Origin of the sequence: Streptomyces sp. CoH27, from assembly GCF_020181035.1 — a bacterium.
GTDB classification, from domain to species: Bacteria; Actinomycetota; Actinomycetes; order Streptomycetales; family Streptomycetaceae; genus Streptomyces; species Streptomyces camelliae.
The window spans coordinates 221,856-247,286 of the sequence record NZ_JAIQYY010000004.1; the positions used below are offsets into that span (position 1 = coordinate 221,856).

23 protein-coding genes and 1 pseudogene are annotated in these 25,431 nt (G+C 72.4%); 11 read left to right on the plus strand and 13 right to left on the minus strand.

The annotated features are described in order from the left end of the window. Positions 1-13: 13 nt before the first annotated feature. Entirely contained in the window at positions 14-1,477 is a 1,464-nt protein-coding gene (locus tag LE548_RS08085) for a hypothetical protein (protein ID WP_225095967.1), read from the minus strand. Between the two features lie 313 nt (positions 1,478-1,790). Here LE548_RS08085 and LE548_RS08090 point away from each other — a divergent pair, with 313 nt between their 5' ends. Continuing rightward, positions 1,791-2,570, plus strand: a complete 780-nt coding sequence (locus LE548_RS08090; protein ID WP_225095968.1) for a putative protein N(5)-glutamine methyltransferase — start codon at positions 1,791-1,793, stop codon at positions 2,568-2,570. Between the two features lie 3 nt (positions 2,571-2,573). On the opposite strand, the gene LE548_RS08095 is transcribed toward LE548_RS08090, so the two are convergent. Next, positions 2,574-4,652, minus strand: coding sequence for a SpoIIE family protein phosphatase (locus LE548_RS08095; protein ID WP_225095969.1), 2,079 nt, complete (start codon positions 4,650-4,652; stop codon positions 2,574-2,576). 338 nt (positions 4,653-4,990) lie between these two features. Here LE548_RS08095 and LE548_RS08100 point away from each other — a divergent pair, with 338 nt between their 5' ends. The 4 genes from LE548_RS08100 to LE548_RS08115 all read left to right on the plus strand — a co-directional run bounded on the left by LE548_RS08100 (position 4,991) and on the right by LE548_RS08115 (position 9,149). Beyond that, complete coding sequence (locus tag LE548_RS08100; RefSeq protein WP_225095970.1) at positions 4,991-5,869, plus strand: hypothetical protein; 879 nt, start codon at positions 4,991-4,993, stop codon at positions 5,867-5,869. Positions 5,870-5,975: 106 nt separating this feature from the next. Further along, positions 5,976-6,347 (plus strand): hypothetical protein, encoded by a 372-nt coding sequence (locus LE548_RS08105; RefSeq protein WP_225095971.1) that lies wholly within the window; start codon positions 5,976-5,978, stop codon positions 6,345-6,347. Between the two features lie 209 nt (positions 6,348-6,556). Next, the gene (locus LE548_RS08110; RefSeq protein ID WP_225095972.1) at positions 6,557-8,572 is read left to right on the plus strand and encodes an NADPH-dependent 2,4-dienoyl-CoA reductase; all 2,016 of its coding nucleotides are present in this window, start codon (positions 6,557-6,559) and stop codon (positions 8,570-8,572) included. Between the two features lie 31 nt (positions 8,573-8,603). After that, positions 8,604-9,149: a PadR family transcriptional regulator gene (locus LE548_RS08115; RefSeq protein ID WP_225095973.1), complete on the plus strand. Its 546-nt coding sequence runs from the start codon at positions 8,604-8,606 to the stop codon at positions 9,147-9,149. A gap of 43 nt (positions 9,150-9,192) precedes the next feature. On the opposite strand, the gene LE548_RS08120 is transcribed toward LE548_RS08115, so the two are convergent. Further along, positions 9,193-9,732 (minus strand): hypothetical protein, encoded by a 540-nt coding sequence (locus LE548_RS08120; protein WP_225095974.1) that lies wholly within the window; start codon positions 9,730-9,732, stop codon positions 9,193-9,195. 206 nt (positions 9,733-9,938) lie between these two features. After that, positions 9,939-10,031 (minus strand): annotated as a pseudogene (locus LE548_RS08125) (hydrolase); the annotation flags it as partial. Between the two features lie 335 nt (positions 10,032-10,366). Here LE548_RS08125 and LE548_RS08130 point away from each other — a divergent pair. Further along, positions 10,367-11,068, plus strand: a complete 702-nt coding sequence (locus LE548_RS08130; RefSeq protein ID WP_225095975.1) for a glycoside hydrolase family 75 protein — start codon at positions 10,367-10,369, stop codon at positions 11,066-11,068. Between the two features lie 439 nt (positions 11,069-11,507). Here the strand turns inward: LE548_RS08130 and LE548_RS08135 are convergent, their stop codons facing one another. The 3 genes from LE548_RS08135 to dhaK form a co-directional block, all read right to left on the minus strand. After that, positions 11,508-11,918 (minus strand): PTS-dependent dihydroxyacetone kinase phosphotransferase subunit DhaM, encoded by a 411-nt coding sequence (locus LE548_RS08135; RefSeq protein ID WP_225095976.1) that lies wholly within the window; start codon positions 11,916-11,918, stop codon positions 11,508-11,510. Positions 11,919-11,921: 3 nt separating this feature from the next. After that, on the minus strand, positions 11,922-12,530 hold the full coding sequence (dhaL, locus tag LE548_RS08140) for a dihydroxyacetone kinase subunit DhaL (RefSeq protein WP_225095977.1): 609 nt from the start codon (positions 12,528-12,530) through the stop codon (positions 11,922-11,924). Positions 12,531-12,612: 82 nt separating this feature from the next. Beyond that, positions 12,613-13,605: a dihydroxyacetone kinase subunit DhaK gene (gene dhaK / locus LE548_RS08145; protein WP_225095978.1), complete on the minus strand. Its 993-nt coding sequence runs from the start codon at positions 13,603-13,605 to the stop codon at positions 12,613-12,615. A 650-nt stretch (positions 13,606-14,255) separates the two neighbouring features. Between dhaK and LE548_RS08150 the strand changes: the two genes are divergently transcribed. Continuing rightward, positions 14,256-14,759, plus strand: a complete 504-nt coding sequence (locus tag LE548_RS08150; protein WP_225095979.1) for an anti-sigma factor antagonist — start codon at positions 14,256-14,258, stop codon at positions 14,757-14,759. Continuing rightward, on the plus strand, positions 14,756-16,009 hold the full coding sequence (locus tag LE548_RS08155; protein ID WP_225095980.1) for an ANTAR domain-containing protein: 1,254 nt from the start codon (positions 14,756-14,758) through the stop codon (positions 16,007-16,009). The genes LE548_RS08150 and LE548_RS08155 overlap by 4 nt, the downstream gene beginning before the upstream one ends. A 125-nt stretch (positions 16,010-16,134) precedes the next feature. Here the strand turns inward: LE548_RS08155 and LE548_RS08160 are convergent, their stop codons facing one another. Beyond that, positions 16,135-16,719 (minus strand): SDR family oxidoreductase, encoded by a 585-nt coding sequence (locus LE548_RS08160; RefSeq protein ID WP_225095981.1) that lies wholly within the window; start codon positions 16,717-16,719, stop codon positions 16,135-16,137. Positions 16,720-16,733: 14 nt separating this feature from the next. Further along, positions 16,734-17,300, minus strand: coding sequence for a TetR/AcrR family transcriptional regulator (locus LE548_RS08165; protein WP_225095982.1), 567 nt, complete (start codon positions 17,298-17,300; stop codon positions 16,734-16,736). A gap of 104 nt (positions 17,301-17,404) precedes the next feature. On the opposite strand from LE548_RS08165, the gene LE548_RS08170 reads away from it, so the two are divergent. Further along, positions 17,405-19,594, plus strand: a complete 2,190-nt coding sequence (locus LE548_RS08170; RefSeq protein ID WP_225095983.1) for an MMPL family transporter — start codon at positions 17,405-17,407, stop codon at positions 19,592-19,594. 192 nt (positions 19,595-19,786) lie between these two features. On the opposite strand, the gene LE548_RS08175 is transcribed toward LE548_RS08170, so the two are convergent. The 3 genes from LE548_RS08175 to LE548_RS08185 are packed head-to-tail and all read right to left on the minus strand — an operon-like array spanning position 19,787 to position 22,672. Further along, a complete protein-coding gene (locus tag LE548_RS08175; RefSeq protein ID WP_225095984.1) occupies positions 19,787-20,380 on the minus strand; it encodes a TetR/AcrR family transcriptional regulator in 594 nt (197 codons plus the stop codon). 28 nt (positions 20,381-20,408) lie between these two features. Further along, positions 20,409-21,500, minus strand: coding sequence for a tetratricopeptide repeat protein (locus LE548_RS08180; RefSeq protein WP_225095985.1), 1,092 nt, complete (start codon positions 21,498-21,500; stop codon positions 20,409-20,411). Further along, complete coding sequence (locus tag LE548_RS08185) at positions 21,497-22,672, minus strand: DUF4331 family protein (RefSeq protein WP_225095986.1); 1,176 nt, start codon at positions 22,670-22,672, stop codon at positions 21,497-21,499. Before LE548_RS08185 ends, LE548_RS08180 begins: the two co-directional genes overlap by 4 nt. Positions 22,673-22,903: 231 nt before the next feature. On the opposite strand from LE548_RS08185, the gene LE548_RS08190 reads away from it, so the two are divergent. Both LE548_RS08190 and LE548_RS08195 read left to right on the plus strand, forming a co-directional pair. Then, positions 22,904-23,512 carry a hypothetical protein gene (locus tag LE548_RS08190; RefSeq protein ID WP_225095987.1) on the plus strand — a complete coding sequence of 203 codons (609 nt, stop codon included), beginning with the start codon at positions 22,904-22,906 and terminating at the stop codon, positions 23,510-23,512. 13 nt (positions 23,513-23,525) lie between these two features. Then, on the plus strand, positions 23,526-24,866 hold the full coding sequence (locus LE548_RS08195; RefSeq protein ID WP_225095988.1) for a peroxidase: 1,341 nt from the start codon (positions 23,526-23,528) through the stop codon (positions 24,864-24,866). Positions 24,867-25,064: 198 nt separating this feature from the next. On the opposite strand, the gene LE548_RS08200 is transcribed toward LE548_RS08195, so the two are convergent. Next, positions 25,065-25,283 (minus strand): hypothetical protein, encoded by a 219-nt coding sequence (locus LE548_RS08200; RefSeq protein WP_225095989.1) that lies wholly within the window; start codon positions 25,281-25,283, stop codon positions 25,065-25,067. Positions 25,284-25,431 lie beyond the last annotated feature (148 nt).

Here is a 25,431-nt window from a genome sequence, read left to right on the forward strand (position 1 = left end):
AAATAAAGGGAGTTCAGTGCAGACGGTTGGGCTGCCGGTGCCGGATCCGGTTGCGGTACGGGTCGGCCGGGGCGTGGGCGGGGCCGGTCAGGCCGGCCCGGTAGATACCGTGGGCGATGCGCCGTTCGGCCGCGGCCGCCAGTGCGTCCCGCAGTGGACCGTCGCGCAGCACCGCCTGAGGACCCAGCAGCGCTTCGACCACGGCCAGGGCCCCGGCGCTGTCGCCGTGGTCCAGTCGCTCGCGGACGCCGGTGAGGCAGTCCGGACGCCGGTGCGCCTCGTCGATGACCCGCAGGCAGGGCAGCGCAGGACCACCGAGCGAGGCCAGCAGCTCCTCGCGCCGGATCTCGTCCGGGGCGTGGTCCAGTGGGACCAGGACACCGTCGACCAGGCCGATCCGGTGCCGCTCGCCCCGGCACTCCACGACATGGGCCCCGGCCACCGGATCGGCGTCGGGCGGCGGCCCCTGCGGCCGGTGGCCGGGGGCCAGCGCGGCGGCCACCAGGGGATGCAGCCGGTCCGGGCCGAGCAGCCCGGCCCGCAGCAACTCCAGATCGGGTGTCACCCAGGTCGCCGCGTCGGGCAGCACCGGCACGGCGCGCAGGCCGCCCGGCACGCGCTGGGCGACGATCCGCGGACAGGGCGCACCGTCGCCGTCCGCGACGAGGTGCGGGTGGTCACGGGGCCGTGGCCCGGACAGGCCGGGGAGTTCGTCGGCCTGTCCGGCCGCGTGCCGGTGTCCGGTCGGCTCCGGGGTGTCGTCCGCGTCCACCGCCAGGATCAGCCGGTGCCGGCTGCCGAGCCGTACGGCGAAGACGCCGGCGGACCGTTTCTCGGCGCCCAGCAGGACGCGCGCCTCGGCCGCCCACCGGCCCACGGCACAGCCCTGCTCCGGCGGCGCGAGCCCCAGCGGGTCGGCGTCCGGCGGCGCGGGCCCGCCGGCGCCCGAGCGGTCGCGCAGTTCGGCGGTCCTGCGGGCGTCCCACAGGTGCCGGTGCAGATCGAGCCGGTAGCGACGGTTCGGGCGGGGATGCGGATGGCCGCCGCTGTGCGCGCGGGCCGGATCCCACAGGGCGAGGCTGATCCGCTGGCCGGCATCGGCCCAGGCCGGCGGGGTACGGGCCACGAGATGCAGCGGACCGGCCCGGCCGGAGGTGCCGTACCGGGCCAGGGTGAGGGTCAGCCCCGGGCGCAGCAGCCCGTCGGGCGCGATCCTCGGCATGTGCCAGCGCAGCAGGTCGGGGGCGAGATGGCGGAGATCGGTGCGGAGCAGGGCCGCCAGTTCCCGGCCGTGGGCGCGGGCGACGGAACGCAGATCGAGGTCGACGTCGACCCGGGCGGCGGCGCAGGCCCCCGCCCAGTCCCCGACGGCACGGCGGCCGGCGGCCAGCTCGATCATGGACGGTGGCACGGCGTACGCACGCACACGCTGCCACAGGGAAAGCCGGGTGTCCCGGTACGCGGTCGAGGTGGGCATCAGCACTCACCTTGCGCGGACGGGACCCCCAATCGCTGAGTCGAGTGAGTGGTCATCGCCGGGATCGTAACCACGGTCCGGGCCGGGCGTCACCCGTTTTTCCCGGCGGCCCCGGTACGGCGACCCCGCGCGGCCGTCGGTGTAGGGTGGCCGTCCGGTCGCGAACGGTCGCGGCCCCGATCGCCGAGGAGGTGGGACCCATCACCGCTGTGTCAGCCGGGGTGCTCTCTCCTCAGGACGGCGCGGTGCACCGGCAGCGGTGACCGCGGGAGCGCCCATCCGGTATCGCGCTCCCGAAAGGCTCTCGCCCGCCGTGCTTTCCCCCTCTTCCCCTTCCGCCGTCGTCTCCGCGCTGCGCGCCGCCGGGTGCGTCTTCGCCGAGGACGAGGCCGAGTTGATCCTCGCCACCGCCCGCAGCGCCGAAGAGCTGACCTCGATGGTGGACCGGCGTGTCGCCGGGCTCCCGCTCGAACAGGTCCTCGGCTGGGCCGAGTTCCACGGTCTGCGCATCCACGTGGAACCGGGGGTGTTCGTGCCCCGCCGCCGTACCGAGTTCCTCGTCGGCCAGGCGCTGGCCCAGGCGCCGGACGCGTCCGTCGTCGTGGACCTGTGCTGCGGTTCCGGTGCCCTCGGCGCGGCCCTCGCCGCCGCCCTGGACGGTGCCGAGGTGCACGCCGCGGACATCGACCCGGCCGCCGTCCGCTGTGCCCGCCGCAACCTCGCCCCCTTCGGCGGCCGGGCGCACGAGGGCGACCTCTACGACGCCCTGCCCTCGCACGTGCGCGGCCGCGTCGGCGTCCTCATGGCCAACGTGCCCTACGTCCCCACCGCCGAGGTGCCGCTGCTGCCGGCGGAGGCCCGCGACCACGAGCCGCTGGTGGCGCTGGACGGCGGCGCGGACGGCCTCGACGTACTGCGCAGAGTGGCCGCCGGGGCGCGTGAGTGGCTCGCCCCGGGCGGCTGCCTGCTGACCGAGACCAGCGAACGCCAGGCACCGGCCGCCGTAGAGGCCTTCGCCGACGCCGGCCTGACGGCTCGTCTGATGGTGTCGGAGGAGCTGTACGCGCATGTGGTGATCGGTGAACTGCCGTAAGTATTAAGGCAGTTGCTGTGCCCGAGCGATGAGCAGGGCCACGTCGTCGTGGTTGTCGGGGTGGTGCAGGGTCCGCAGGAGGAAGTCGCAGGTCTCCTCCAGCGGGCGTGCGGGGTCGTCGAGCAGGGACAGCAGGAAGTCCAGGCGCTCGTCCAGCGAGTGGCGGCGGGTCTCCACCAGCCCGTCGGTGTAGAACACCAGCACGTCGCCGGGCTCGAAGTCGACGGCGACGGTGGAGAAGCCGACCCCGCCCACCCCCAGCGGCACCCCGGTGGGCAGGTCGAGCAGTTCCGGCGGCCGGCCGGGGCGGACCCGGGCCGGCGGAAGATGGCCGGCGTTGGCGATCCGGCACTGCCGCAGATGCGGATCGTGGACCGCGTACACACAGGTCGCGATGGAGTGGTCCAGGGCCGACGTCGTGCTGTCCAGGTGCTCCAGCAGCATCGCCGGGTCCAGGTCGAGGGCGGCCAGCGTGGTGGTCGCCGTACGCAGCCGGCCCATGGTCGCGGCCGCGCTGATGCCGCTGCCCATCACATCGCCGACCACGAGCGCGGTCTTGCCACCCTCCAGCGGGATCACGTCGAACCAGTCGCCGCCGACCTCGCTGGTGGCCCCGGCCGGCTGGTAGCGCGAGGCCACCTCCAGGCCGGTGGTGACCGGCGGATGACTGGGCAGCAGACTGCGCTGGAGGGTGAGGGCGGTGTTGCGAGCGTTCTGGTACCAGCGCGCGTTGTCGATCTGCACCGCCGCGCGGGCGGCCAGCTCCCGGGCGAGCAGGACGTCGTCCTCGTCGAACGGCGCCGGATTGCGGGTGCGTTTGAGGTCCAGGGCGCCGAGCACCTCGCCGCGCGCGATCAGCGGTACCGCGAGATACGAGTGCAGTCCCGCCCGGGCCAGCAGCGCGGCGGCCTCGGGGGAGCGGGCGATGCGCGGCAGGTCCTCGTCCTTGACCTGCCGCACCAGCACCGCCTCACCGGAGCGCACGCACTCGGTGACCAGGCGGTCGGGGCCGTACGTCGCGATCCGGCCGGGCCGGTCGGCGGCCCGGAGCGCGTCGGAGCCGTCCTGCGGACGCACGGCGAGGGCCCGGATCACCGCCGGCTCCGCCGGGCCCAGCGTGCTGCGCCGGCCCTCCACCACCGGGTCCAGCAGGTCCACGGCGGCCACGTCGGCGAGTTCCGGCACGGCGACGTCGGCCAGCTCGCAGGCGGTGCGGTCCAGCTCCAGCGTCGTCCCGATCCGGGCGGAGGCGTCGGCGATGACCGCCAGCCGGCGCCGGGCCGCCTCGGCCTCCAGGGAGGCCCGGTGCTGCTCGGTGATGTCGACGATGGAGGCCGCGACGCCGAGCACGTTGCCCAGCGCGTCGTCCAGGCGGTACAGCGACAGCGACCAGGAGTGGTCCTCCTCCGGGTCGGCCGCGGTACGGCCCACCACGAGCCGGTCGATCAGCGGCACGCCGGTGTCCAGCACCCGCCGGGCCTCCGCCTCCAGGACGTCGGTCTCCAGCAGGGGCACGACCTCGTGCAGCGGGCGCCCCACGTGCTCGGCGGCGGACAGCCCGTTGATCCGCTCCAGCGCCGGGTTCACCGAGACGAACCGCAACTGCGGGTCCAGGACGGCGAGCCCGCTCGGCGACTGCTTCACCACCCGCTCGGACAGCGCCACGTCCTGCTCCAGCCGCCGTACGGTCGACTGGTCGGCGGCGAGTCCGAGCGCGTACACGTCACCGCGGTCGTCCAGCAGCCGCATGTTGCGGAACTCCACCACGCGGGTGCTGCCGTCCTTGTGCCGGATCGGGAAGCCGCCGGCCCAGCTCTGCCCGGTGCGCATCACATCGGCGAAGAGCCTGCCGACCAGCTCGAAATGCCGCTCGTGGACCATGAGCCGGGCGGCGTACTGGCCGAGCGCCTCGCCCGCGCTGTACCCGAACAGCTCCTCGGCCTGCGGGCTCCACAGCACGATCCGGCCGTCGGTGTCCAGCACCACCGACGCCACGCCCAGCACGTCGAGCAGGCCGCCCGGGCGCACCGGGCCGCGCACCGGCTCGCCGCCCTGCGTCACCGGAGCCTCGGCTGCACCCATGCCCTGCACCGCCTTCGCCCGTCGGCTCGGCACGTCGTCCCCCGTGCCGGCTCCCCTTGGTCCACCGCGTCACACCCGACTCCCCGGCACCCTCGCCGGCTACCTCCACCATCTCTCACCACGGCGGCGCACGTCCGCCGGAGCCGCCGTGCCCGGCGTCCGCTCCCGCGCCGTCCCGCCGTGCCCCGCACGGGTTCCCGTCCCGCACATCCTGCACGCGCCGTGCGCGGGCCGGGAGAGTTCACGCCCATGTTGCTGTATTGGTCTGTACATGACTACCGCGCCACGCCAGACTGTCCGCCGACCGAGTACCCGTCCCCCCGCCCGAGGAGTCGGCCATGCCCGCGCCCGCCCGGCAACGTTGTCACGCAGTCCTCGCCGGACTCGTCACCCTGGCCACCGCCGCCGTCGTGTCCCTCGCCGCCCCCGCGCCCGCGTCCGCCGCCGACACCTGGACGGAGACCGGCTCCGACCGCGCCGACCCGCTGACCGAGAGCCAGGGCCTGACCTCGGTGGAGGTCCCGGCGAACAGCCCCAACCGGTACACCGGCATCGGCACCATCCCGCTCAGTGTCTCCGTCCGCGGCTGGAACCACGTCGGCGACCCCGACGCCTCCTACAACGGCTACTACATCGAGCCCTACCAGGAGGACTCGGGCAATGCGAAGATGTACCGCGCGCAGGCGCCCGACGGCACCTGGTCGGAGTACGTGCACACGCTCAGCCCCGGCGAGGCCCTGAACAACTCCTGGGACGCGATCTCCCCCGACGGCCAGTGGATGCTCTCGGGCGAGTGGGGCACGATGAACCGCTTCCTGGTCTTCCCGACCCCGGGCGTCAACGCGAGCACCTCGCCCTCGGCGAACCTCCCGCTGGCCTCGAAGGTGAACCTGGACCACCCGGTCCGTGACGTCCAGGGCTGCGACTTCTCCGGCCCCACCACCCTGCTGTGCTCCTCGGACGACCCCGACGGCACCCTCTTCGGCATGACCAAGCCGCTGCTCCGGATCGACCTGTCGGCCACGCCCGGCTCCTCGGACGTCACCGGCCACGTCACCGCCCTGCGCCAGCTGCCGCTGCGCAGCTCCTGCTCCGGCACCTTCGAGGTGGAGGGCATCGACTACGACCGGCGCACCGGCATCCTGCGCGTGATCGTGATGTCGCCCGGCTTCTGCATCCTCACGGACAGCAAGACGTACAAGTTCTCGCGCGGCTGAGCCCGGCTGGGGGTGTGTTCCGCGGCCGGTGGTGCTTTCCTGAGGATGGACGCGGTTCGGCGGGGTACTCCCTTCCACCGCAGCACGGCCACGAAAGGAGCGATCAATGGCACACACGGAGCGGTCGCATCCGGAAACCGTCACGGTGGAGATCAGCGGCTCCAAGGAGGACGCCCGGATCGTCTTCGACGCCCTGAGGTCCTGCTTCGCTTCCGACCGGGGCGCGGACGAGGTGCCGCAGCAGTTCCACGAGGTCCGGCCGATGGTGTGGCTCGGCACGTACGACGTCGCGGACGAACACGTGCCGCACTGTGCGCCGGTCCACCTCGGCGCGTCCGTCCAGGCGGACGTCCAGGGCGGCTACTGGGCGGTGAACCGGTTCCGGCACACCCTGGACTCCATCTTCACCGTCCAGGAGACCTGCGCGGCCTCCGGCGACCAGGAGCGGGACCTGCATCTGCGCCTGGAGAGCGCCTGACGCCGATCGCGCAGCGCGATGACAGCGCCCCGGCCGGCTCCTCGCCGTCCGGGGCGTACGTTCGCCGGATCCGTGCCGGTGCGCTCGCCTGTACATACGAGTGGTCACAGAGTGGCTGGGGTCACCCTCCGTCGGTTATGCAACTAGTTGCATAAAGGGGTTCGCGTCCTCTACAACAAGAGGCGACGACACCGCGCACGGAGGGCCCGATGAGCCGTTACCCGCATCTGATGACCCCGCTCGACCTGGGCTTCACCACCCTGCCCAACCGCGTGCTCATGGGCTCCATGCACGTCGGCCTGGAGGAGGCCGAGCGCGGCTTCGAGCGGATGGCGGCCTTCTACGCGGCCCGGGCGCGTGGCGGCGTCGGCCTCATCGTCACCGGCGGCATCGCGCCCAACGACGAGGGCCGGCCGTACGAGGGCGGTGCCCGGCTCACCACCGAGGCGGAGGCCGAGCAGCACCGCATGGTCACCGAGGCCGTGCACCGCGAGGGCGGCCGGATCGCGATGCAGATCCTGCACTTCGGGCGGTACGCCTACCACCAGGACCTCGTCGCGCCGAGCCCGCTCCAGGCGCCGATCAGCCCCTTTGTGCCGCGCGAGCTGACCGACGCCGACATCGAACGGACCATCGACGACTACGCCCGCGCCGCCTGCCTCGCCCGGCAGGCCGGCTACGACGGCGTGGAGATCATGGGCTCCGAGGGCTACCTCATCAACGAGTTCATCGCCGCGCAGACCAACCAGCGCACCGACCGCTGGGGCGGCTCCTACGAGAACCGGATGCGCTTCCCCGTCGAGATCGTCAAGCGGGTGCGCGAGGCCGTCGGCGAGGACTTCATCGTCATCTACCGGCTCTCCATGCTCGACCTGGTCCCCGGCGGCTCCTCGCTGGAGGAGGTCGTCACGCTCGGCAAGGCGGTCGAGGCCGCCGGGGCGACGATCATCAACACCGGCATCGGCTGGCACGAGGCCCGCATCCCCACCATCGCCACCTCGGTACCGCGCGGCGCCTACACCTGGGTCACCAAGAAGCTCATGGGCGAGGTGTCGGTGCCCCTGGTGACCACCAACCGCATCAATACCCCGGAACTCGCCGAGGAGTTGCTGGCCGGCGGCTTCGCCGACATGGTCTCCGTGGCCCGCCCGATGCTCGCCGACCCCGACTTCGTCGCCAAGGCCGCCGCCGGCACCCCGGAGGCCATCAACACCTGCATCGGCTGCAACCAGGCCTGCCTCGACCACACCTTCAGCGGGAAGATCACCTCCTGCCTGGTCAATCCGCGCGCCTGCCACGAGACCGAGCTGGTGCTCTCCCCGACCCGGCTGAAGAAGCGTGTCGCCGTCGTCGGTGCCGGACCGGCGGGTCTGGCCTGCGCGGTCTCCGCCGCCGAACGCGGCCACGAGGTCACGCTGTTCGACGCTGCGAGCGAGATCGGCGGCCAGCTCAACGTCGCCCGCAAGGTCCCCGGCAAGCAGGAGTTCGACGAGACCCTGCGCTACTTCCGCCACCAGCTCGACGCGCACGGGGTCGACGTACGCCTCGACACCTGGGTCACCCCCGAGACGGTCGGCGGTTACGACGAGGTCGTCGTCGCTACCGGCGTCACCCCGCGCACCCCCGACATCCCCGGCGTGGACCACCCTCGCGTCCTCGGCTACCTGGACGTCCTGCGCGACGGCGCCCCCGTCGGCGACCGGGTCGCCGTCCTCGGTGCCGGCGGCATCGGCTTCGACGTCGCCGAGTACCTCACCGACGGCGGCGACAAGGCGAGCGAGGACCCGGCGACGTACTTCCGCGCCTGGGGCGTCGACATGGACTACCGGGTGCCCGGCGGGCTCGCCACGCCCGAGCGGCCGGCCCCGCCGCGCCAGGTCCACCTGCTCCAGCGCAAGACCACCAAGGTCGGCGCCGGACTCGGCAAGACCACCGGCTGGATCCACCGCACCGAACTGAAGCACCGCGGCGTGACCATGGTGCCGGGCGTGCGCTACGACCGGATCGACGACGCGGGCCTGCACATCACCGTCGGCGAGGAGAGCACGGTCCTGGAGGTCGACACGGTCGTCCTGTGCACCGGCCAGGAGCCGCGCCGCGACCTGTACGACGCCCTGACCGCCGCCGGGCGCAGCGTGCATCTGATCGGCGGTGCGGACGTCGCGGCCGAGCTGGACGCCAAGCGGGCGATCAAGCAGGGTACGGAGCTGGCGGCGACGCTGTAGGGCTCGTCCCGCGCGTCCCTAGGATGAACCCATGTCACTCCCGCACGCGATCCTCACCGCCCTGCTGGAAAAGCCGTCGTCGGGACTGGAACTGACCCGCCGGTTCGACAAGTCGATCGGCTACTTCTGGTCCGCGACGCACCAGCAGATCTATCGCGAGCTGGGGAAGCTGGAGGCCGAGGGGCTCATCCGCACCCTGCCGTCCGAACAGCCCGCCCGCGGGCAGAAGAAGAGCTACGAGGTGCTGCCCGCGGGCCGCGCCGAACTGGCCCGCTGGACCGCCGCCGCCCAGGACCCCAAGCCGCTGCGGGACACGCTCCTGCTCCGGCTGCGCGCGGCGGCGGTGGTCGGCACGGCGGGCCTGGGGGCGGACCTGCGCCGCCATCTGGAGCTGCACCGGCGCCAGTTGACCGAGTACCAGGAGATCGAGCAGCGCGACTTCCCACCGGACCGGGACGCCCCCGAGGACCGGCTGCGTCATCTCGTGCTGCGCGCCGGCATCGACCTGGAGACGTTCTGGACCCAGTGGCTCACCCATGCCCTGACGGAGTTCGACGACCTGCCCGACGCCGGCTGAGCCCCGCGCTGAGCCGGTACGGCCGTGCCGTTCGACGCGTTGCTCAGAGCCGGTACGGCTTCGAACGGCGGCGAAGGTACCACCCCGTGGCGATCACGCCGGTGCCGACCAGCGCCGCGCCGAGGCCCAGCGTCAGCGGGCCGTAGTCCCGGGCGGCGCCGCCCAGGCCGCCCAGCACACCACGGGACGGGGCCGGCGAGGACGTGGCGGAGATCGTCGGCGCCGAGGGCGAGGATACGACCACCGACTGGGTGCCCGCCGTGCTGCCGCTGGAGCAGACCACGACCACCGTGTACGTCCCCGGGCGCACTCCCGGCCAGGCCGCGGACTGGCTGACGGTCGTGCCCGCCAGGGCCATCTGCCGGCCCTGCGCGAAGTTCGCCTGCCGGCTGGTGAGCAGGGCCGCCTTGCCCCAGCTGCCGTTGATCTGCGCGCACGCGCTGGTCACCACCGAGACGGTGGAGCCGGTGGTACTGACGGAGATGCCCGAGGCGGCGGTGGACGGACCGGCGAGGACGAGGGGCAGCGCGGCGGCGGCCACCAGGGCCGGACCGGTGCGCAGGAGGAGTCGCGAGGTGTGCATGGGCTGGCCTCCGGCGGCACGGTCGGCGGTACGTCCCATGCGCCGCCGAGGGTCGGGAAACGTCCGTGCTGCCTGGTCAGCAGCCAACGCGGCCACGGGGGTGCGCGCACCTGGGGACAGCCGGTCAGGTGACGGTTTCCTTCGTGCGGCGCAGGCCGGGTGGGGCCGGGCCGCCCGCCATCACCGGCGGCAGCGGACGCGCGGCCTCACTCACCCGTCGTCACGGTTCGTTCCGCCGACCAGCCGCCCCACGTGCCGTCCGGCAGCTTTGCCCGCAGCCGGACCCGGTGTTCCTCGCCGGAACGGGAGTTACGTATGCTGATGCTCCCTGCGGCTGAACTACCCGAGAGGGCAGGGGAGTTCATGCCGTCGGCGCGGACACGCTGTCGTCGCTGGAGCCGCGCCGTCGCGGGCGGCCGGGGGATCCGGCCGGAATCGTCCCGGATCCCCGGCCCCTGTTGTCCGTCGACATTCCTCTTGTCCCTCACGGGGCGTCAGAAGCGTGCTCCATCCGGCCCCTTCCCAGTGCTCCGGACGGACCAGGGCCCGGGCCCGCACCACAGTGGGCTGGATGCCGGCCCGTTCCTCGACGGGCCGGATGTCCGTCCCGTCCCCGACGAGAGGGTCCCTCATCGTGCGTGTCCCGTTGCTGACGCTGGCCGCGGCCGGCACGGCCCTGCTCGCCCCGGCCGCGCTGTCCGATCAGGCCGCCGCCGTTCCGCCGCCGCGGCGGCCCGTGGTGCGGAGCGAGGGGGCCGTCGCCGCGGTGGATCTGCTGGCCCGGCTGGGCGAGTGCCACCAGATCTCCCACGGCCGGTACCGCACCGACGCCGGCAGCCCGGCGACCGTCCCGGTGTGCGGCACCCGGGACGCCGTCTACTGGAAGGCCGACCTGGACATCGACTGCGACGGCCAGGCCACCGCGCGCTGCAACCGCCGTACCGACCCGGTGTTCGCCACCACCACCTCGTTCCAGCAGTCCGACGGGCGGCACCTGAACGCCGAGACACTGCCCTACATCGTCGTCCCGGCACCGAGCCGGATCTGGGACCATCGCGCCGCCGGCGTCCAGGGCGGCTCCGTCGCCGCTGTCGTCTACCGGGACAGGGTGCAGTACGCGGTGGTCGGCGACATCGGCCCGCGCGACCTCATCGGCGAGGCCTCCTACGCCACCGCCCAGGGCCTCGGAATCCCCACCGACCCGCGCGGCGGCGGGGTGCCCTCCGGCGTCACCTACATCGTCTTCAGGAACTCCCGCGTCGTTCCCATCGAGGACCACGCGGCGGCGGCAGCGGCAGGCGAGCGCATGGCCCGCCTGTTCCTCACCGACCACTGACGATTTCCGGCCTCGGCCACGCACCACTGACGGAGCCTGCCCGGGCAGCGAGCCGATGACAGGGCCCCTCGTCCCGGCTGTGCGTCGATGACAGGGCCCCTCGTGCCGACTGTGCGTCGATGGCAGGACCTGGTCCCCGTCGGGGGTCGATGGCACGGTCTGGCTACGCGCCGTCGACCAGGAGTTGCGCCGGCGGCGCGCTGCTGACTGGCGCGGTGCCGGTCCGCGCACCGCGGACCGGCTCCGGCGACACCACAGACCGGCCCCCTTCTGGCCGCGCGCCGATGAAATGGGCCGGTCACGTGCCGGTCACCGGCCGCGTCACGAGCCATGCGTCGTCGGGCGGCCGGGCCACGGGCCACGCGTCGTCAGGGGCCTGGGTCAGCGGCCGTGTACAGCTCAGGCCGGCCCCGCTCCCGCCGCGCCACCCGGGGCCGCGTCACGTCTTGCGGTAGCTGTACGCGTCCGTTGCCGCGGCTTCCACGGCGGCCAGGTCGGCGCCCGTGGAGGCGGTGACCACCGCTGCGACCGCGCCCTCGACGAACGGCGCGTCCACCAGCCGGGTGCCGTCCGGCAGTTCGTCGCCTTCGGCGAGCAGCGCCTTCACGGTCAGCACGGCGCTGCCGAGGTCGGTGAGCACCGCGACCCCGGCACCCCGGTCGACCGACGCCGCCGCGGCGGAGATCAGCTCGGCGCTGGTGCCGAGCCCGCCGCCCTCGGTGCCGCCCGCCGGGGCCACCGGTACCGCCGTGGCCCCACCCGCGAGGGCCTTCGCCAGCTCGGCGACCGACGCGGCCACCCCCGCGCTGTGCGACACCAGCACGATCCCGACCAGCTTCTCCCCGCTCACGCCTCAGCCCTCCGCCGACTCGGCCGCCGCGGAGAGTCCGGCGATCAGCAGCGCCGACGAGGTCGCCCCCGGGTCCTGGTGGCCGATGCTGCGCTCGCCGAGATAGCTCGCCCGGCCCTTGCGGGCCTGCAGCGGGATCGTGGCCTCGGCGCCCTGCTCGGCGGCGGCACGCGCGGCGGCGAACCCGTCCCCGAGCGCATCCACGGCCGGCACCAGCGCGTCGATCATGGTCTTGTCACCGGGCACCGCCCCGCCGAGCTTCATCACCCCGTCCACGCCGTCCCGCAGCGCCGCCGCCAACTGCCCCTCACTGACCTCGGCGGCCTCGCCGAGCGCCTTGCCGGTCCGGCGCAGCAGCGTGCCGTACAGCGGTCCGGACGCGCCGCCGACCTTGGAGATGAGCTGCCGACCGGCCAGGATCAGCACGGCACCCGGGGTGTCCGGCGCCTCCTCCGCCAGGGCGGCCGTCACGGCGGTGAAGCCGCGCTGCATGTTGATGCCGTGATCGGCGTCCCCGATGGCCGAGTCGAGGTCGGTGAGCCGCTGCGCCTCACGGCCGACGGACGCGGCGGTCGCCGCCATCCAGCGGCGGAAGAAGTCGGCGTCGAGCACTGGAACTCCTTGCGTGGTAAAGGGGTTGATCGGTGGGGCAGAGGTGTCGGTCGCGGTGGCGGTCGCCTTCCGCACCGCCGTATCACATCCCCCAGCGCAGCGCCGGGGTCTTCACCGGCGCGTCCCACAGCCGCAGCAGCTCCTCGTCGACCTGGCACAGCGTCACCGAGGCGCCCGCCATGTCCAGGGAGGTGACGTAGTTGCCCACCAGCGTGCGGGCCACGGCCACACCGCGCTCGGCGAGCACCCGCTGCACCTCGGCGTTGAAGCCGAACAGTTCCAGCAGCGGGGTCGCGCCCATCCCGTTGACCAGCACCAGCACGGGGTTGCGCGGAGGCATGTCCTCCAGGATCGCATTCACCGCGAAGTCGGCGATCTCCCCGGAGGTCATCATCGGCCGCCGCTCCCGGCCCGGCTCGCCGTGGATGCCGACGCCCAACTCCAGCTCGCCGTCCGGCAGATCGAAGGTCGGGCTGCCCTTCGCCGGGGTCGTACAGGCGCTCAGGGCCACACCGAAGCTGCGGGAGTTGCTGTTGACCTGGCGGCCGATCGACTCCACGCGCTCCAGCGGCTGTCCCTCGGCCGCGGCGGCGCCCGCGATCTTCTCCACGAACAGGGTCGCCCCGGTGCCGCGCCGGCCCGCCGTGTAGAGGCTGTCGGTGACGGCGACGTCGTCGTTCACGAGCACCTTGGCGACCTGGATGCCCTCGTCCTCGGCCAGTTCGGCCGCCATGTCGAAGTTGAGCACGTCACCGGTGTAGTTCTTCACGATGAACAGCACCCCGGCGCCGCTGTCCACGGCGGCCGCGGCGCGGGCCATCTGGTCCGGCACCGGCGAGGTGAACACCTCGCCCGGGCAGGCGGCGGACAGCATGCCCGGACCCACGAACCCGCCGTGCAGCGGCTCGTGCCCCGACCCGCCGCCCGACACGAGCGCGACCTGCCCGGCGACCGGGGCGTCCCGGCGGACGATCACCCGGTTCTCCACGTCCACGGTCAGATCGGGATACGCGGCCGCCATCCCGCGCAGCGCGTCCGCCACGACGGTCTCCGGAACGTTGATCAGCATCCTCATCGATGTCTCCTCGTGCGGCTTGCGGGAGCGGGGTGGAGTACGGAGCTACTGGCAGTATCGACCTTGGACCCGGCGAGGTCACGCGCAGAAGCGATGATCACGGAGCGCGATGTGTGTCGCCCCGGCGGTGATGGCCGGGACGGCGGGAGGAATCACCCTGGCCGCCGTCGCGCGCCGGCGGTCCGGTGGCGTACGCCCGCTCGACGGAACGGGACGGCACCAGGACCGGAGGGTCCGGCGGCCGGCACCCGACTCACCTGGCATTCTGGCCAGTTGCTTCCCGGACGGCCGGACGCTGAGCAGGAGCCGCCGGGCCACAGCCCATTCCGCGTCCCCGCCGGGAAACGGCCCGTTGTTCCCCGGGGGAGCCAGGCCCTGTACGCGGCCCGCCACGGCGGGCAACTCCGGGTGCGCGCACCGGCCTTCAAGCCCTCATCGCCGCCATCGCGGGCTCCGTGCCGGCGGGGCTGAGCTCGCGGGGCCGGGAGTTGGCGGCCGGGGCGGCGTCGGAGCACATCCGTTCGGTGGCGTCGCCCGGGGGTGCGACACGCCCGGGGAAAGTCGTTGCATCGAGCGGACGCGCGGAGCACAGTGAAGCCCCGGTCAAGACGCGGCTGGCTGATCCTTCCCCACTCAGGAAGCCCGATCCCATGGAAAACGGTCAGCCGTCCCGTGCTCACGCCCACCCCCGTGGCCCGGCCCCGCTGCTTCTGCAGACCGTGCACGAGCGGCGTCCCGAGGTCGGCGTGATCAGCGTTCTGAAGGCCCGGGGCACGGTCGACGCCTCCAACGCCATGGAGTTCTCCGAGGTGCTGGCCGAGCACATCGCCCACGCCGACAAGGCCGGAGAACACCCCCTGCTGGATCTGACCGAGATGTACCTCGCCTGCGCCGCCGCCGTGCGCTCCCTGGACCGGGCGACCGGCGTCCTCGCCTTCTCCGGTCGCGCCCTGCCCGTCGTGCAGCCCCGCCCGCACGCGCGGGACGCGCTGCGCACCGCCGGGCTGCCGGGCGTCCGGGTGCACGCCACGATGGCGTCCGCCCTGAACGCCCTGGAGGCCCGAAGGGACGCCGTGGACGCGGACGTGGACGCGGGTACGGAACCGGGGGCCGCACCGGACGCCGTGACGACGCGACGACGGGCGGGACCATGACACCCGCTTCCGGCAGCTCGGGCGCGTCGGCCCCGCTGGTCATCGAGTCGTCCGTGGTCGAGGGACTGCCCGCCGAGGGCGCACTGCTGCTACGCATGTCCGGCAGCCTCGACGCCGAGGGCGCCCGCTCCTGGTCGGCGCAGCTGCGCGGCCACCTGGAACAGGCGGACCTGGCGGGGCTGCGGCCCGTCCTCGACCTGGCCCATGTGCAACTCGGCGGTGCCGCCGTGCTGCGCGCGCTCAGCGAGACGACACGCGCCCGCACCGGCCGCCCGGACCTGATCGTCGTCCGGGCCCGGCCAGGGGTGCGTGAGGCCGTGCACCTCGCCCGCCTGGACGGCGTACAGCTCTACGCCACCCTCGACGAGGCGCTGCGCGAACTGGCCCGTGCCGCCACCAGCAGGGCGGACCTGCCCGCCTGGCGGTCGCAGATGGCGGACCCGCTGCGGCCCAGCTACGAGGATCTGCGCAAGGAGGTCCGCGCGCTGCGCTCCCGGGTGCGCACCGCCCCGGTCATCGGCCTGGCGCAGGGCGTGCTCATGGTCCGCTACGGCCTGCCCGACGCCGGCACCGCCTTCCGGGCGCTGCGCGAGGGCTCGCAGCGGTTCAACGTGCCGCTCCGCGTCCTCGTCTCCGCCGTGGTGGTGGCCCGGCCGCCGGACGGCGCGGTGTGGTTCCCGGGCCGTCGGCCCCTGCCCGTGCCACCGCTGCGGATCCTGGCCCGCGAGGGCCGGGACCCGCGCAGCCGGCGGCAGATGATCGACGCCGTGCTGCACGAGGCGCTCGCCCTCGGGCGGGCCTCGGCCGGTTACGTGCAGTGCGTCGACCCGGCCGTGAACGCGCTGGTACCGGAGTCCGACCACGGCTGTGCGGATACGTTTCTGGACCATCTGGTGCGCGGCTGGGACGAGGGTACGGCGGACGCGCTCGCGTACCGGCGCCGGCGCCCGGTGAGCGTGCCCGACGTGGCCGCCGACACACTCCTGTCCGAGGAGTCCCGGCGCGTCCTGCTGGCCACGGGCACCCGTGCCGTGCAGAGCGTCCCCGTACTGTCCGGGTCCGGGTCCTGCGCCGGCGTACTGACCCTGCACTGGCCCGACGCCGGACACCGCCCCACCACCGACCGGTCCGAGGCCCTCGCCCTGCTGGCCTCCGACACGGCGGCCTGGCTGAGCTGGTACAACCGCTCGGTCCTTCTCGACGCCCTGGAACACCTGCATCGCGTCCTGACCGCATCGGCCGAGCCATGACCTGAGCCCGGGCGGCCGACGGCCCACGATATGACGGCGCCATGGCGGTGTCAGTGCCGGTGGTCGGCCCTGGCTCGCCTCGATCATCGCAACGGCGTCTGCGGCAGGTCAGTCGCGGTCGCGCTTCATCCCCGGGTTCTGCCGGGCGAGCGCGGGCAGCAGGACACGTCGGGGTGTAAGGCCGGGAATTCGTCGCTGTCCAGACCGGCGGAGTGGACGAACTCGGTGCGCACGGGCCCGGGACACAGCACGGCGACCGTGACACCCGTACCGGCGAGCTCCGCGCGCAGGCCCTCACTGCAGATCTGGACGAACGCCTTCGTCCCGGCGTATCCGGCCTGGCCCGGAGTCGGACAGAAGCCGCTGACGGAGCCCACGTCGAGGATCGCGCCGCGTCCGCGCGGCACCATCTGCTGCACCGCCCAGGTGGTCAGATCGACGACCGCCCGGGCGTTCACCCGCAGCTGCGCGACCTCGGCCTCGACCGGCGAATGGGCCACCGTGTAGACGGTGCCGATGCCGGCGTTGTCGACCAGGACGTCCACCGTCAGCCCGCGCTCGGCGACGGTGTCGAACAGTCCCGCCCGCTGCCCGGCTCGCGCGTGGTGTCGGCGCCGATGCCCGGGGAGGCGCCGGTGACGACAGCGGTGGTGGGGGTCGGCTTCGGCAGAGCCGTGCGTCCGCCCTTCACGGTCGACCTTGCCGGGCAAGGTGTGGACGGTGGCTATGCGGTGTCGAGGGTGCCGACACCGGCGCGCAGAAAGGCCATCGCCATGCCGATGTCGGCTTCCTGTGTGCGATGGCAGACCTCGCCGATGACCGCTGCGGCTGCCGCTGCCGCCATGCGGGGACCGAAGTCGTCCGGCGCGGCCCCTCGTTCCTCGGCGAAGATGCGGGCGCCCTCCTGGATGACCTCTGTGAGGCGGGCGTTGGCGATGGCCCTGAGCTGCGGGTTGAGGTCGAGCATGCGGTCGTGGAGATCGTCCAGGTCGCTGCGCTGGGCCCCCTCGCCGCGTAGCCAGTGCTCCAGTGCGTCCAAGGTTGTCTGCCCGTCCGGCCGTTCGCGCAGCGCGGTGCCCAGCCGGTCGGCGAACGCGTCGAAGTGGGAGGTCGCCAGTTCCAGCTTCGAGGGGAAGTACAGCGTGACGGTACGCGGCGACACCTCGGCGGACGCCGCGATGTCGGCGATCGTCGTCGCCTCGAAGCCGTGATCGGCGAACAGCTCGTACGCAGCCCGGAGGATCGCCTCCCTGCGGCGCGCCTTGGACCGTTCCCGTAGACCCTCGCTCATGACAGCAACGTTACCACTCGTAGTGAATTTACAGTGGACTGCAAAAATGCCGTACGGTGTAGCGAGTCCGGATCGGACCACCGTGGAAGAGAGGAAACACGGGCATGGCCTCACGCCTGTACACATGGGCGCGCTGGGTGGTACGCCGTCGCGGCCGGGTCATCGCGGTCTGGCTGCTGCTGCTCGCTGTCGTCGGCGGCCTCGGGATCACCCTGCACGGCAAGGTGACCACCGAGTTCTCGGTGCCTGGGATCGAGTCACAGAAGGCGCAGGACCTGCTGAAGGAGAAGTTCCCCGAGGCCGCCGGCGGCGTGGCCCGGGTGGTCTTCGCGGCGCCCGAGGGGCAGAAGCTGACCGAGCCGAAGACGGCGGCGGCCGTTGAGGCGAGCCTGAGGAAGGCCGCCGGGGTCTCCGGCGTCGTGAACGTCTCCGATCCGCTCAAGACCAAGACGGTCTCGCCCGACCTGCGCATCGGCTATGCGGACGTACGCTTCCGCCGGCAGGCCAGTGATGTGCCGCAGTCGGCCAAGGACGCCCTGTCCCGCGCGATGGCCCAGGCCCGCGACGCTGGACTGCGGATCGAGTTCGGCGGTTCGGCGATGGATGCCAAGACGGAGGTCGGCGGCCCGGCCGAGGTGGTCGGCGTCGTGATCGCCTTCGCCGTCCTGGCCCTGGCCCTCGGCTCCCTCATAGCCGCCGGGCTGCCGCTGCTGACCGCCCTCGTGGGCGTGGCGATCGGTGTCCTGGGCGTTGAGTTCATGACCCGATACGTCGAGATGACCAGCACCGCCACCGTGCTCGCCCTGATGATCGGGCTGGCCGTGGGCATCGACTACGCGCTGTTCATCATCTCCCGCCACCGCGAGCAGCTTGCCGACCCCGAACAGGACACGGAGGACTCGATCGCGCGTGCCGTGGCCACGGCCGGCGGCGCGGTCGTCTTCGCCGGTGCGACGGTGATCATCGCGCTGGCGGCGCTCGCGGTCACCGGCATCCCGTTCCTGACGGTGATGGGCCTGGCCGCGGCGGTCACCGTACTGCTGGCGGTCCTGGTCGCCGTCAGCCTCGTACCCGCCGTCCTCGCCCTGTTCGGCGACCGGCTACGACCGCGCAGTCGCGCTACAGCCGAACGCGCCCCCGGCGCCTGGGGCCTGACCTGGGCCCGCGTGGTCACTCGCAAGCCGCTGCTCGTCCTGCTGGCGGGAGTGATCGGTCTGCTCGCGCTCGCCGTACCCGCTCGCGAGTTGCGCCTCGGCCTGCCCAGCAACGCTTCGCAGCCTGTCGACAGCACCCAGCACAAGAGCTACGACCTGCTGACAAAGGGATTCGGGGCCGGCTTCAACGCCACCCTGACGGCCGTGGTCGACCTGCGTGACATGCCGGCGGCCGATCGCGGCTCGGCAGTGACGCATCTGCGGGCGAACCTGGCCGGTGACCGCGGCGTGGCCGTCGTCACCCAGCCGGTCGCCAACGCCGACTCGACCCTCGCCGTCATCGCCGTCGTCCCGAAGACCGGGCCGGACGCCCGGGCCACCACCGACCTCGTGCACCGGCTGCGGGAGAACGCCCCCGCCGTCGACAAGGCGGGCGGCACCCTCTACATCGCGGGTACGACCGCGGCCGCGATCGACGTGGCGGGCAAACTCGCCGACGCACTACCGCTGTTCATCGCCATCATCGTGATCCTGGCCCTGATTCTGCTGACCATCGCCTTCCGGTCCCTGCTGGTCCCGGTCAAGGCCGCGCTCGGCTTCCTGCTGTCCGTCGCCGCGTCCCTGGGAGCCACGGTCTGGGTCTTCCAGGACGGACATCTCAACGGTGTCCTCGACATCCCGTCGGCGGGCCCGGTCACCAGCTTCCTGCCGGTCCTCCTCATCGGCGTCCTCTTCGGACTCGCCATGGACTACGAGGTCTTCCTCGTCAGTCGCATGCGCGAGCACTACGAGCACACCGACGACGCCACCGAGGCCATCACCCACGGTGTCGCCCGCAGCGGCCGGGTCGTCAGCGCCGCGGCGCTGATCATGGCGGCGGTCTTCGGCGGCTTCGTCTTCAACCATGACCCGATCATCAAGTCCATCGGTTTCGCCCTGGCGTTCGGTGTCCTCGTCGATGCCTTCGTGGTCCGCATGACCCTCGTCCCGGCGGCCATGGCCCTGCTCGGCCGCCGCGCCTGGGGTCTGCCCCGTTGGCTCGACCGGATCACGCCGGATGTCGACATCGAGGGTGCGCGGCTTCCCGTGCGCGCGGAGGCCGAGGCGGACCGGAAGCCGGACGAGGTCGCCGTGCGCTGAACCTTCGGCAGCTCGTCCATGGTCTGTCGGTCCGGTGGCCGAAGCGGGGTGTCGTGGGGTCTGTCCCCACTGCGCTGCTCCGGCCACCCCCTGTTCGGCACCCTTGCAGAAGGAGGGCACTGGTTCCCGAACCGGAATGTGCTTCCGCCTTCGAGGAGCCCGTTCTGACCCTTGTGAGTCGGTGTCCGACCGCTACGGCGCCCACGCCCGCAGCGCCGCGTCCACCACACTGTCGACCGTGTCCGGGCCGAGCGGGGAGCCCACGAGGAAGCGCTGGTAGACCAGGGGGCCGACGGTGGTCATGGCGAATGTCTCGGCGGTGACGTCGACGCGGAGCCGGCCACGCTCGGCGGCGGCGGCGACGGCGGGGCGCAGGGCGTCGACGATCTGGGTCAGTAGTGTCTGCCGCAGGTGTTGCATCCTGCCGTCGTGCTGGGCCCCGCCCAGGACCGCGGCGAGGACTGCTCCGGCCTGGGCGTCGTCGAGCCGCTCGCCGAGCTGGCGCAGATAGTGGACCAGCTCGGCGCGCGGTTCGGCACCGGACGCGGCCCGCACGTCCTCGGGGGCCGGCGACAGGGGTGGCATCCCGGCCTGCAGCGCGGCCAGGCGGAGGCCGAGCAGGTCGGGCCAGTGGCGGTAGACCGTGGCCCGACCGACCCCGGCACGGGCGGCCACTGCCTGATGACTCACGGCCTCCAGCCCCCCCTGCGTGAGCAGCTCGGTGGCCGCGGCCACCATGGCCTCACGGCTGCGCACCTGGCGCGGGTCGGCTCGCTCCTCCGGCATGCTGCACCTTCCTGTGAGACAACTTGACTCACATGTTAACCGCAAGGTGCCGTGGCAGGGCCGTGCCGGGCGTCTCCTGACCGTCGGCCGCACGGGCCCGCCCGACCAGGGCGTACGACCTGGTCGTCTGACGCATGACGAGGGTGCGCAGCGCCAGCTGGAGTCCGCGGTCGACGTCGCCTCCCACTGTCAGCCAGAAGTCGGCGGCGTGATCGGCGTACGCCTCCGGGTGCCGCAGTACCAGATCCTCATACTGTTCGGCCGCCCGGTCCCGCCATGCCTGCGCTTCCCGGTGCCGGTCGGCGGCCCGCAGGGCGCGCGCGAGATGGGCGGCGTACTCGGGGTCGTCGCTCGTTTCCGCCAGGGAGCGCAGCCGGACCACGGCGGCCCGGGGATCTCCGAGGAGGAGTTCGACTTCCGCGAGGTGGCCGGTTGCCGGCGCGTAGCCCGGCACCCGGCGACATGCTGCCTCGAACCACCGCCGGGCCCTGGGCAGATCGCCCTCCTGCATCCACATCACACCCCGCCGGAAGTCCAGTTGGGCGAGCGGGAAAGGAGAGACGCCGTGACAGCGCCGTCGCGCCTCCTCGAAGACGTGCTCCGCCTCTGCGGTCTCACCGCGTTCTGCCCGGAACACCGCAAGGGCCCCCAGCATCGCGAAGCCGGGCTGGTGCAGGGCGGCCTTTCTCAGCAGGGAACGGGCTTCGGCGTGACAGCCGACCGCCTGCAGAATCGCCGCCCGTTCCGCGTCCGGAGTGGCCGGTGCGGCGCCGAGCCGGTCCGCCGCGTCGAGGTCCGCCATGGCTTCGGCGAAACGGTGCAAGGTTGCCCGCGCCCGGGCGCGGGCCAGCAGGGCGGCGGTGCGCTCGGGAGCGCGGCGTACCAATCCGTCGGCGAGCCGGGCCGCCTGCTCGTAGTCGGCGATGCGACCGAGGAAGTGCCCGCGCAGCGTGAGCAGGTCGACCAGGCCCGCCTGTGGTGCGACGGTGAACGGTCCGGCGTGGTCCGCCTGCCCTGCTTGTGCCGTCAGGCCGTCGATCCGGGCCGACAGGTTCACCAGGGCGATGGTGCCGTTCGTCGTGATCGGCTCGTGGTCGCCTCGGACGGGTGCGGGTGTCATGCCGCTTCCCCCTCCGGCTCGGGCGCCGCCGGCAGCGCGGTCATCACGGTCATGAGGTCCGGCGGGTTCGGGTTGGGGGCCACCAGGTAGGGGAAGCGGTGGGTGGCCGGCCGGGTCCCGTGATCGACGCCGTCGCTGATGCGGGCTCCGTCGACACCGTGCACCAGCAGCGTGTACAGGGTGTCCACGATGTCGTCGTTGGGAGCCCTGCCGCCACAGGTCGTGTGTTCGCGGCCGGCGAGGAGAGCGGTCTCGATCTCGAAGCAGCTGCTCTCCGAGAACTGCTTGGAGACATCCACGACGAGGAAGTCCGCGAGAAGCAGCCCGGTCAGCGGGTGACCGCCCTGTCCGTCCAGCGGCCAGACGGTCTCGCCGTCGAGGCGGTCGAAGAAGGCCAGGTTCGCGTCGAACCGTGCCCGGTAGGCGCCGGCGTAGTCCGGTCGTACGGCGAAGGCGTCCTCCTCGTTGTACAGGTCCCGGATTTCGAGGTTGCTGTTGACGGGGTCGAACTTCCTGCTCGCCAGGACGACGTTCTTGATCTCGGGCTGGCCCATGCGCTCCAGCCGGACAGGACGTCCGCCCGAGGTCACGGTCTCGCCGACGACGGCGAGCAGCGGGCCGCTGTCCGGGCCGAACACCGTCTCGGGGTCGACCTCGACGACGATGCTCAGGACGTTCATGCCTTCGAGGGTGTTGGCCGCGCCGGGCCGGAAGGCCAGCTTCTGTGTGGCGTCGGCGGCCAGTACGCCCGCGAGGTCGATGAAGAACGGGTCGAGCCGCGGCCCGGCGAAAATCCGCAGGCCATCGGTGTCGACGGGCGTCTCGTCGCCGACCTGGAAGACGACCTGTCCACCGTCCGGCGTCGTGCAGAGGCCTGTCTGCACCGACCCGTCGACGCCGAGGACCCGGTCGGGCGCGGCGAAGGTGAAGTCGAGGGCGTACTCGGCATCGCCGACGACGAACGCGGCCCCCTCGGACGCCGGCGAGACCGGGCGGACCCGGAAGCGGTAGGTGAGGGCGTCGGAGAACAGCGCCGTGGGTGTGGCGGCCGGGAAGACGTCGAGGACGAGGACCAGACGGCCGGGCCGGTCCGGGCTCGGGAAGACGAAGACGTCGGCGACGTCGGACGCGGGATCGAAGAGGATGCGCGGTCCGGAGAAGTGATCCGCCATCGGGAACTCCTTTGGGAGGGATGGATGTGCCGGAGATCCTTCAACTGTGAGACAGGCTGACTCACAGAAGTGTTGTGAGTCAACTTGTCTCATAGTGGTGTGCGTCATGCCGCTGATTGCGAGCGGCGCGTTGACAGGTCGGACGGGTGAACTGATGATGTAATCAGTTATGTGGACTTAGTCAGAGGTGTCGACCGGCAGGTGGGCGCCCCGAACCCGAGGAGAAGTGCCATGAGCGAGAAGGACCTGCACGCGAAGTTCCAGACGCTGCCCGAGGCCGTCCGTGAGAAGGCCGACTCGGCACTGGCGGACGCCAAGATCGCACTCAAGCTGAAGGTCGCCGAGATCCTGGCCGACAAGGAGGAGGTGGCCGAGCACGCCGTCACGACAGCCGGCCGGATCGGCGCCAAGAGCGGCGAGGTCTCCGAGCTGACGACGATCCTGCCGCTGAAGCCGGGCGGTGCCGAACGGCTGCGGAAGTTCTTCAAGCTGGTCGGCGGGAACCTGGCCGGCGCCGGTCAGGTCGGAACGCTGCACAACATGCGGTTCGTGTTCCTGGACAACGACACCAAGCTGCTGTTCGCGACCGCCTTCGACGGCGAGTGGGACCCCTACATCGACGACTTCGCCACCAAGATCCCCGACTTCATGGACTACCTGTTCAGCAACGTCGAGGGCTGGCCCGGCATCACCTCGCCGGACGTGAAGGACTTCATCGTGAAGTACCAGATCCCGGCGGAGGCGTGGTTCGTCGCCCACCCCAACCTCACCGTCGCTGAAGGCCACCGGCTCAAGCGGCAGGAGGCCGCCGTGCAGCGTTTCCTGTCGGACCTCAACTGAAGGCAGGCGCGCCATGCCTTCTCCGCTGTTCCGACGCCTGCGCCGCCCGCCCACCCTGGACCTCGACGACATCCAGGCGACCCTGCTGCGAGCCCGGCCGGAGCCCTACTTCGGCACCCACGCCATCCTGGAGATCACCGAGCCCGCCGCGGGCAGAGAGCTGCTGCGGCGGCTGGCGCCCCGGGTGACCTCGGCTGCCCGATGGGACGAACCGCGGCCGTCCTGGCTGGCTCTCGCCCTCAGCTATCAGGGACTCGTAGCCCTTGGTGTGCCGCACGAGTCGCTGGCCTCCTTCCCGGCCAACTTCCGTGCCGGGATGGCCGCCCGCGCCGAGCGGCTCCGTGACACCGGCCCGAACGCGCCGGAGCGCTGGGAGTTCCCGTTCGGCACGCCGCGCGTGCACGTCGCCGTCACGGTCTACGCCGCGAGCGAGCACGACTGGCGTGCCGAAGTCGCCGCCTACGAGACCGAGTTGCGCGAGGTGCCGGGGGTGCGGCTGCTGTCGCACCAGGACTTCGCGGCCGACGGGTTCAATGTGTTCGGGTACCGGGACGGCTTCAGCCAGCCGGTGGTCGAGGGCAGCGGCGCCGAACCCCTGCCCGGCGACGGCCGCCCGATCAAGGCCGGCGAGTTCGTGCTGGGCTACCCGAGCGAGACCGGCCATCCCCTGCCCGTACCGGCTCCGGACGTCCTCGGCCGTAACGGCACCTACGTGGTCTTCCGCAAGTACCACTCCCATGTCGCCGCCTTCAACACGTGGCTGCACGACAACGCCCGCACCGAGGCCGAACGCGAACTGCTGGCCGCCAAGCTCGTCGGCCGCTGGCGCAGCGGCGCGCCCTTGGCCCTGGCTCCGGAGCGTGACAACCCCGCGATCGGCGAGGACCCGAACCGGATCAACGACTTCGACTACGCCGCCGACCCGCGCGGCCTGCGCACGCCCCTCGGATCGCACATCCGCCGGATGAACCCCCGCGACACGAAGCTGACGGTCCTCACCGACGTCAACATCCGCCGCATCATCCGGCGCGGCACCTCCTACGGCACCCCTCTGCCCCCGGACCGCCTCAAGGACGACGGCAAGCCGCGCGGCCTGGACTTCATCGCGCTCGGCGCGCGTGCGATCGACAACGTCGAGTTCCTGCAGAGCGAGTGGGTCGGCTCGGGCAACTTCATGGGCCTGGGCAAGGAGAAGGACCCGATGATCTCGATTCAGGACAAGGGCGCCTACTTCACCGTGCCCGGCACCCCGCCGCGCCGGGTGCAGAACATCCAGTCCTTCAACACCCTTCTCGGCGGCGAGTACTTCTTCATGCCGAGCCTGACCGCAATCCGCTGGCTGAGCAGCATCTGACCCCACCCCGCGCGGAGGCATCCCATGACCTCGTACGTCCGCTACCGGCCCGACCTCGAACAGCCCTTTCCGAACGAGCAGGAACTCGTCCGCCAGGTCGTCGAAGCCATGGGCAAGGCCAACTGGCAGGTCGCCGACAAACACCGCCACGGCCTGCGCGATGCCCACGCCAAGAGCCACGGCGTCCTCGCCGGCGAACTACGCGTCCAGCCGAACCTGCCGGCCCACCTCGCCCAGGGGCTGTTCGCCGAACCCGCCGTCTACCCGGTCATCGTCCGCTTCTCCTCGGCGCCGGGCGACCTGCGCTCCGACCAGGTACCCGTCCAGCGCGGCATCGCGATCAAGGTGATCGGCGCACCCGGACCCCGTGCCGTCGACGACGGCTTCACCACCCAGGACTTCCTCCTGGTCAACCACCCCACCCTGCCCTTCGGCAACATCGCCGAGTACGCCAAACTGCAGGACCTGCTGGAAAAGCAGCCCGCCAAAGCGACCAGCAACTCCAGCTCACCGGACTGGCCGCCCGCATCGCCGCCAAGGCCCTCACCCGCGCCGGACGCCCGCT

What these genes read in the sequence shown, in the direction of transcription:
- LE548_RS08085 (WP_225095967.1), bottom strand. Translation starts at nt 1,477, where the DNA reads ATGCCCACCTCGACCGCGTACCGGGACACCCGGCTTTCCCTGTGGCAG.
- LE548_RS08095 (WP_225095969.1), bottom strand. Translation starts at nt 4,652, where the DNA reads ATGGGTGCAGCCGAGGCTCCGGTGACGCAGGGCGGCGAGCCGGTGCGC.
- LE548_RS08100 (WP_225095970.1), top strand. Translation starts at nt 4,991, where the DNA reads ATGCCCGCGCCCGCCCGGCAACGTTGTCACGCAGTCCTCGCCGGACTC.
- LE548_RS08105 (WP_225095971.1), top strand. Translation starts at nt 5,976, where the DNA reads ATGGCACACACGGAGCGGTCGCATCCGGAAACCGTCACGGTGGAGATC.
- LE548_RS08110 (WP_225095972.1), top strand. Translation starts at nt 6,557, where the DNA reads ATGAGCCGTTACCCGCATCTGATGACCCCGCTCGACCTGGGCTTCACC.
- LE548_RS08115 (WP_225095973.1), top strand. Translation starts at nt 8,604, where the DNA reads ATGTCACTCCCGCACGCGATCCTCACCGCCCTGCTGGAAAAGCCGTCG.
- LE548_RS08120 (WP_225095974.1), bottom strand. Translation starts at nt 9,732, where the DNA reads ATGCACACCTCGCGACTCCTCCTGCGCACCGGTCCGGCCCTGGTGGCC.
- dhaK (WP_225095978.1), bottom strand. Translation starts at nt 13,605, where the DNA reads ATGAGGATGCTGATCAACGTTCCGGAGACCGTCGTGGCGGACGCGCTG.
- LE548_RS08150 (WP_225095979.1), top strand. Translation starts at nt 14,256, where the DNA reads ATGGAAAACGGTCAGCCGTCCCGTGCTCACGCCCACCCCCGTGGCCCG.
- LE548_RS08155 (WP_225095980.1), top strand. Translation starts at nt 14,756, where the DNA reads ATGACACCCGCTTCCGGCAGCTCGGGCGCGTCGGCCCCGCTGGTCATC.
- LE548_RS08165 (WP_225095982.1), bottom strand. Translation starts at nt 17,300, where the DNA reads ATGAGCGAGGGTCTACGGGAACGGTCCAAGGCGCGCCGCAGGGAGGCG.
- LE548_RS08170 (WP_225095983.1), top strand. Translation starts at nt 17,405, where the DNA reads ATGGCCTCACGCCTGTACACATGGGCGCGCTGGGTGGTACGCCGTCGC.
- LE548_RS08175 (WP_225095984.1), bottom strand. Translation starts at nt 20,380, where the DNA reads ATGCCGGAGGAGCGAGCCGACCCGCGCCAGGTGCGCAGCCGTGAGGCC.
- LE548_RS08180 (WP_225095985.1), bottom strand. Translation starts at nt 21,500, where the DNA reads ATGACACCCGCACCCGTCCGAGGCGACCACGAGCCGATCACGACGAAC.
- LE548_RS08185 (WP_225095986.1), bottom strand. Translation starts at nt 22,672, where the DNA reads ATGGCGGATCACTTCTCCGGACCGCGCATCCTCTTCGATCCCGCGTCC.
- LE548_RS08190 (WP_225095987.1), top strand. Translation starts at nt 22,904, where the DNA reads ATGAGCGAGAAGGACCTGCACGCGAAGTTCCAGACGCTGCCCGAGGCC.
- LE548_RS08195 (WP_225095988.1), top strand. Translation starts at nt 23,526, where the DNA reads ATGCCTTCTCCGCTGTTCCGACGCCTGCGCCGCCCGCCCACCCTGGAC.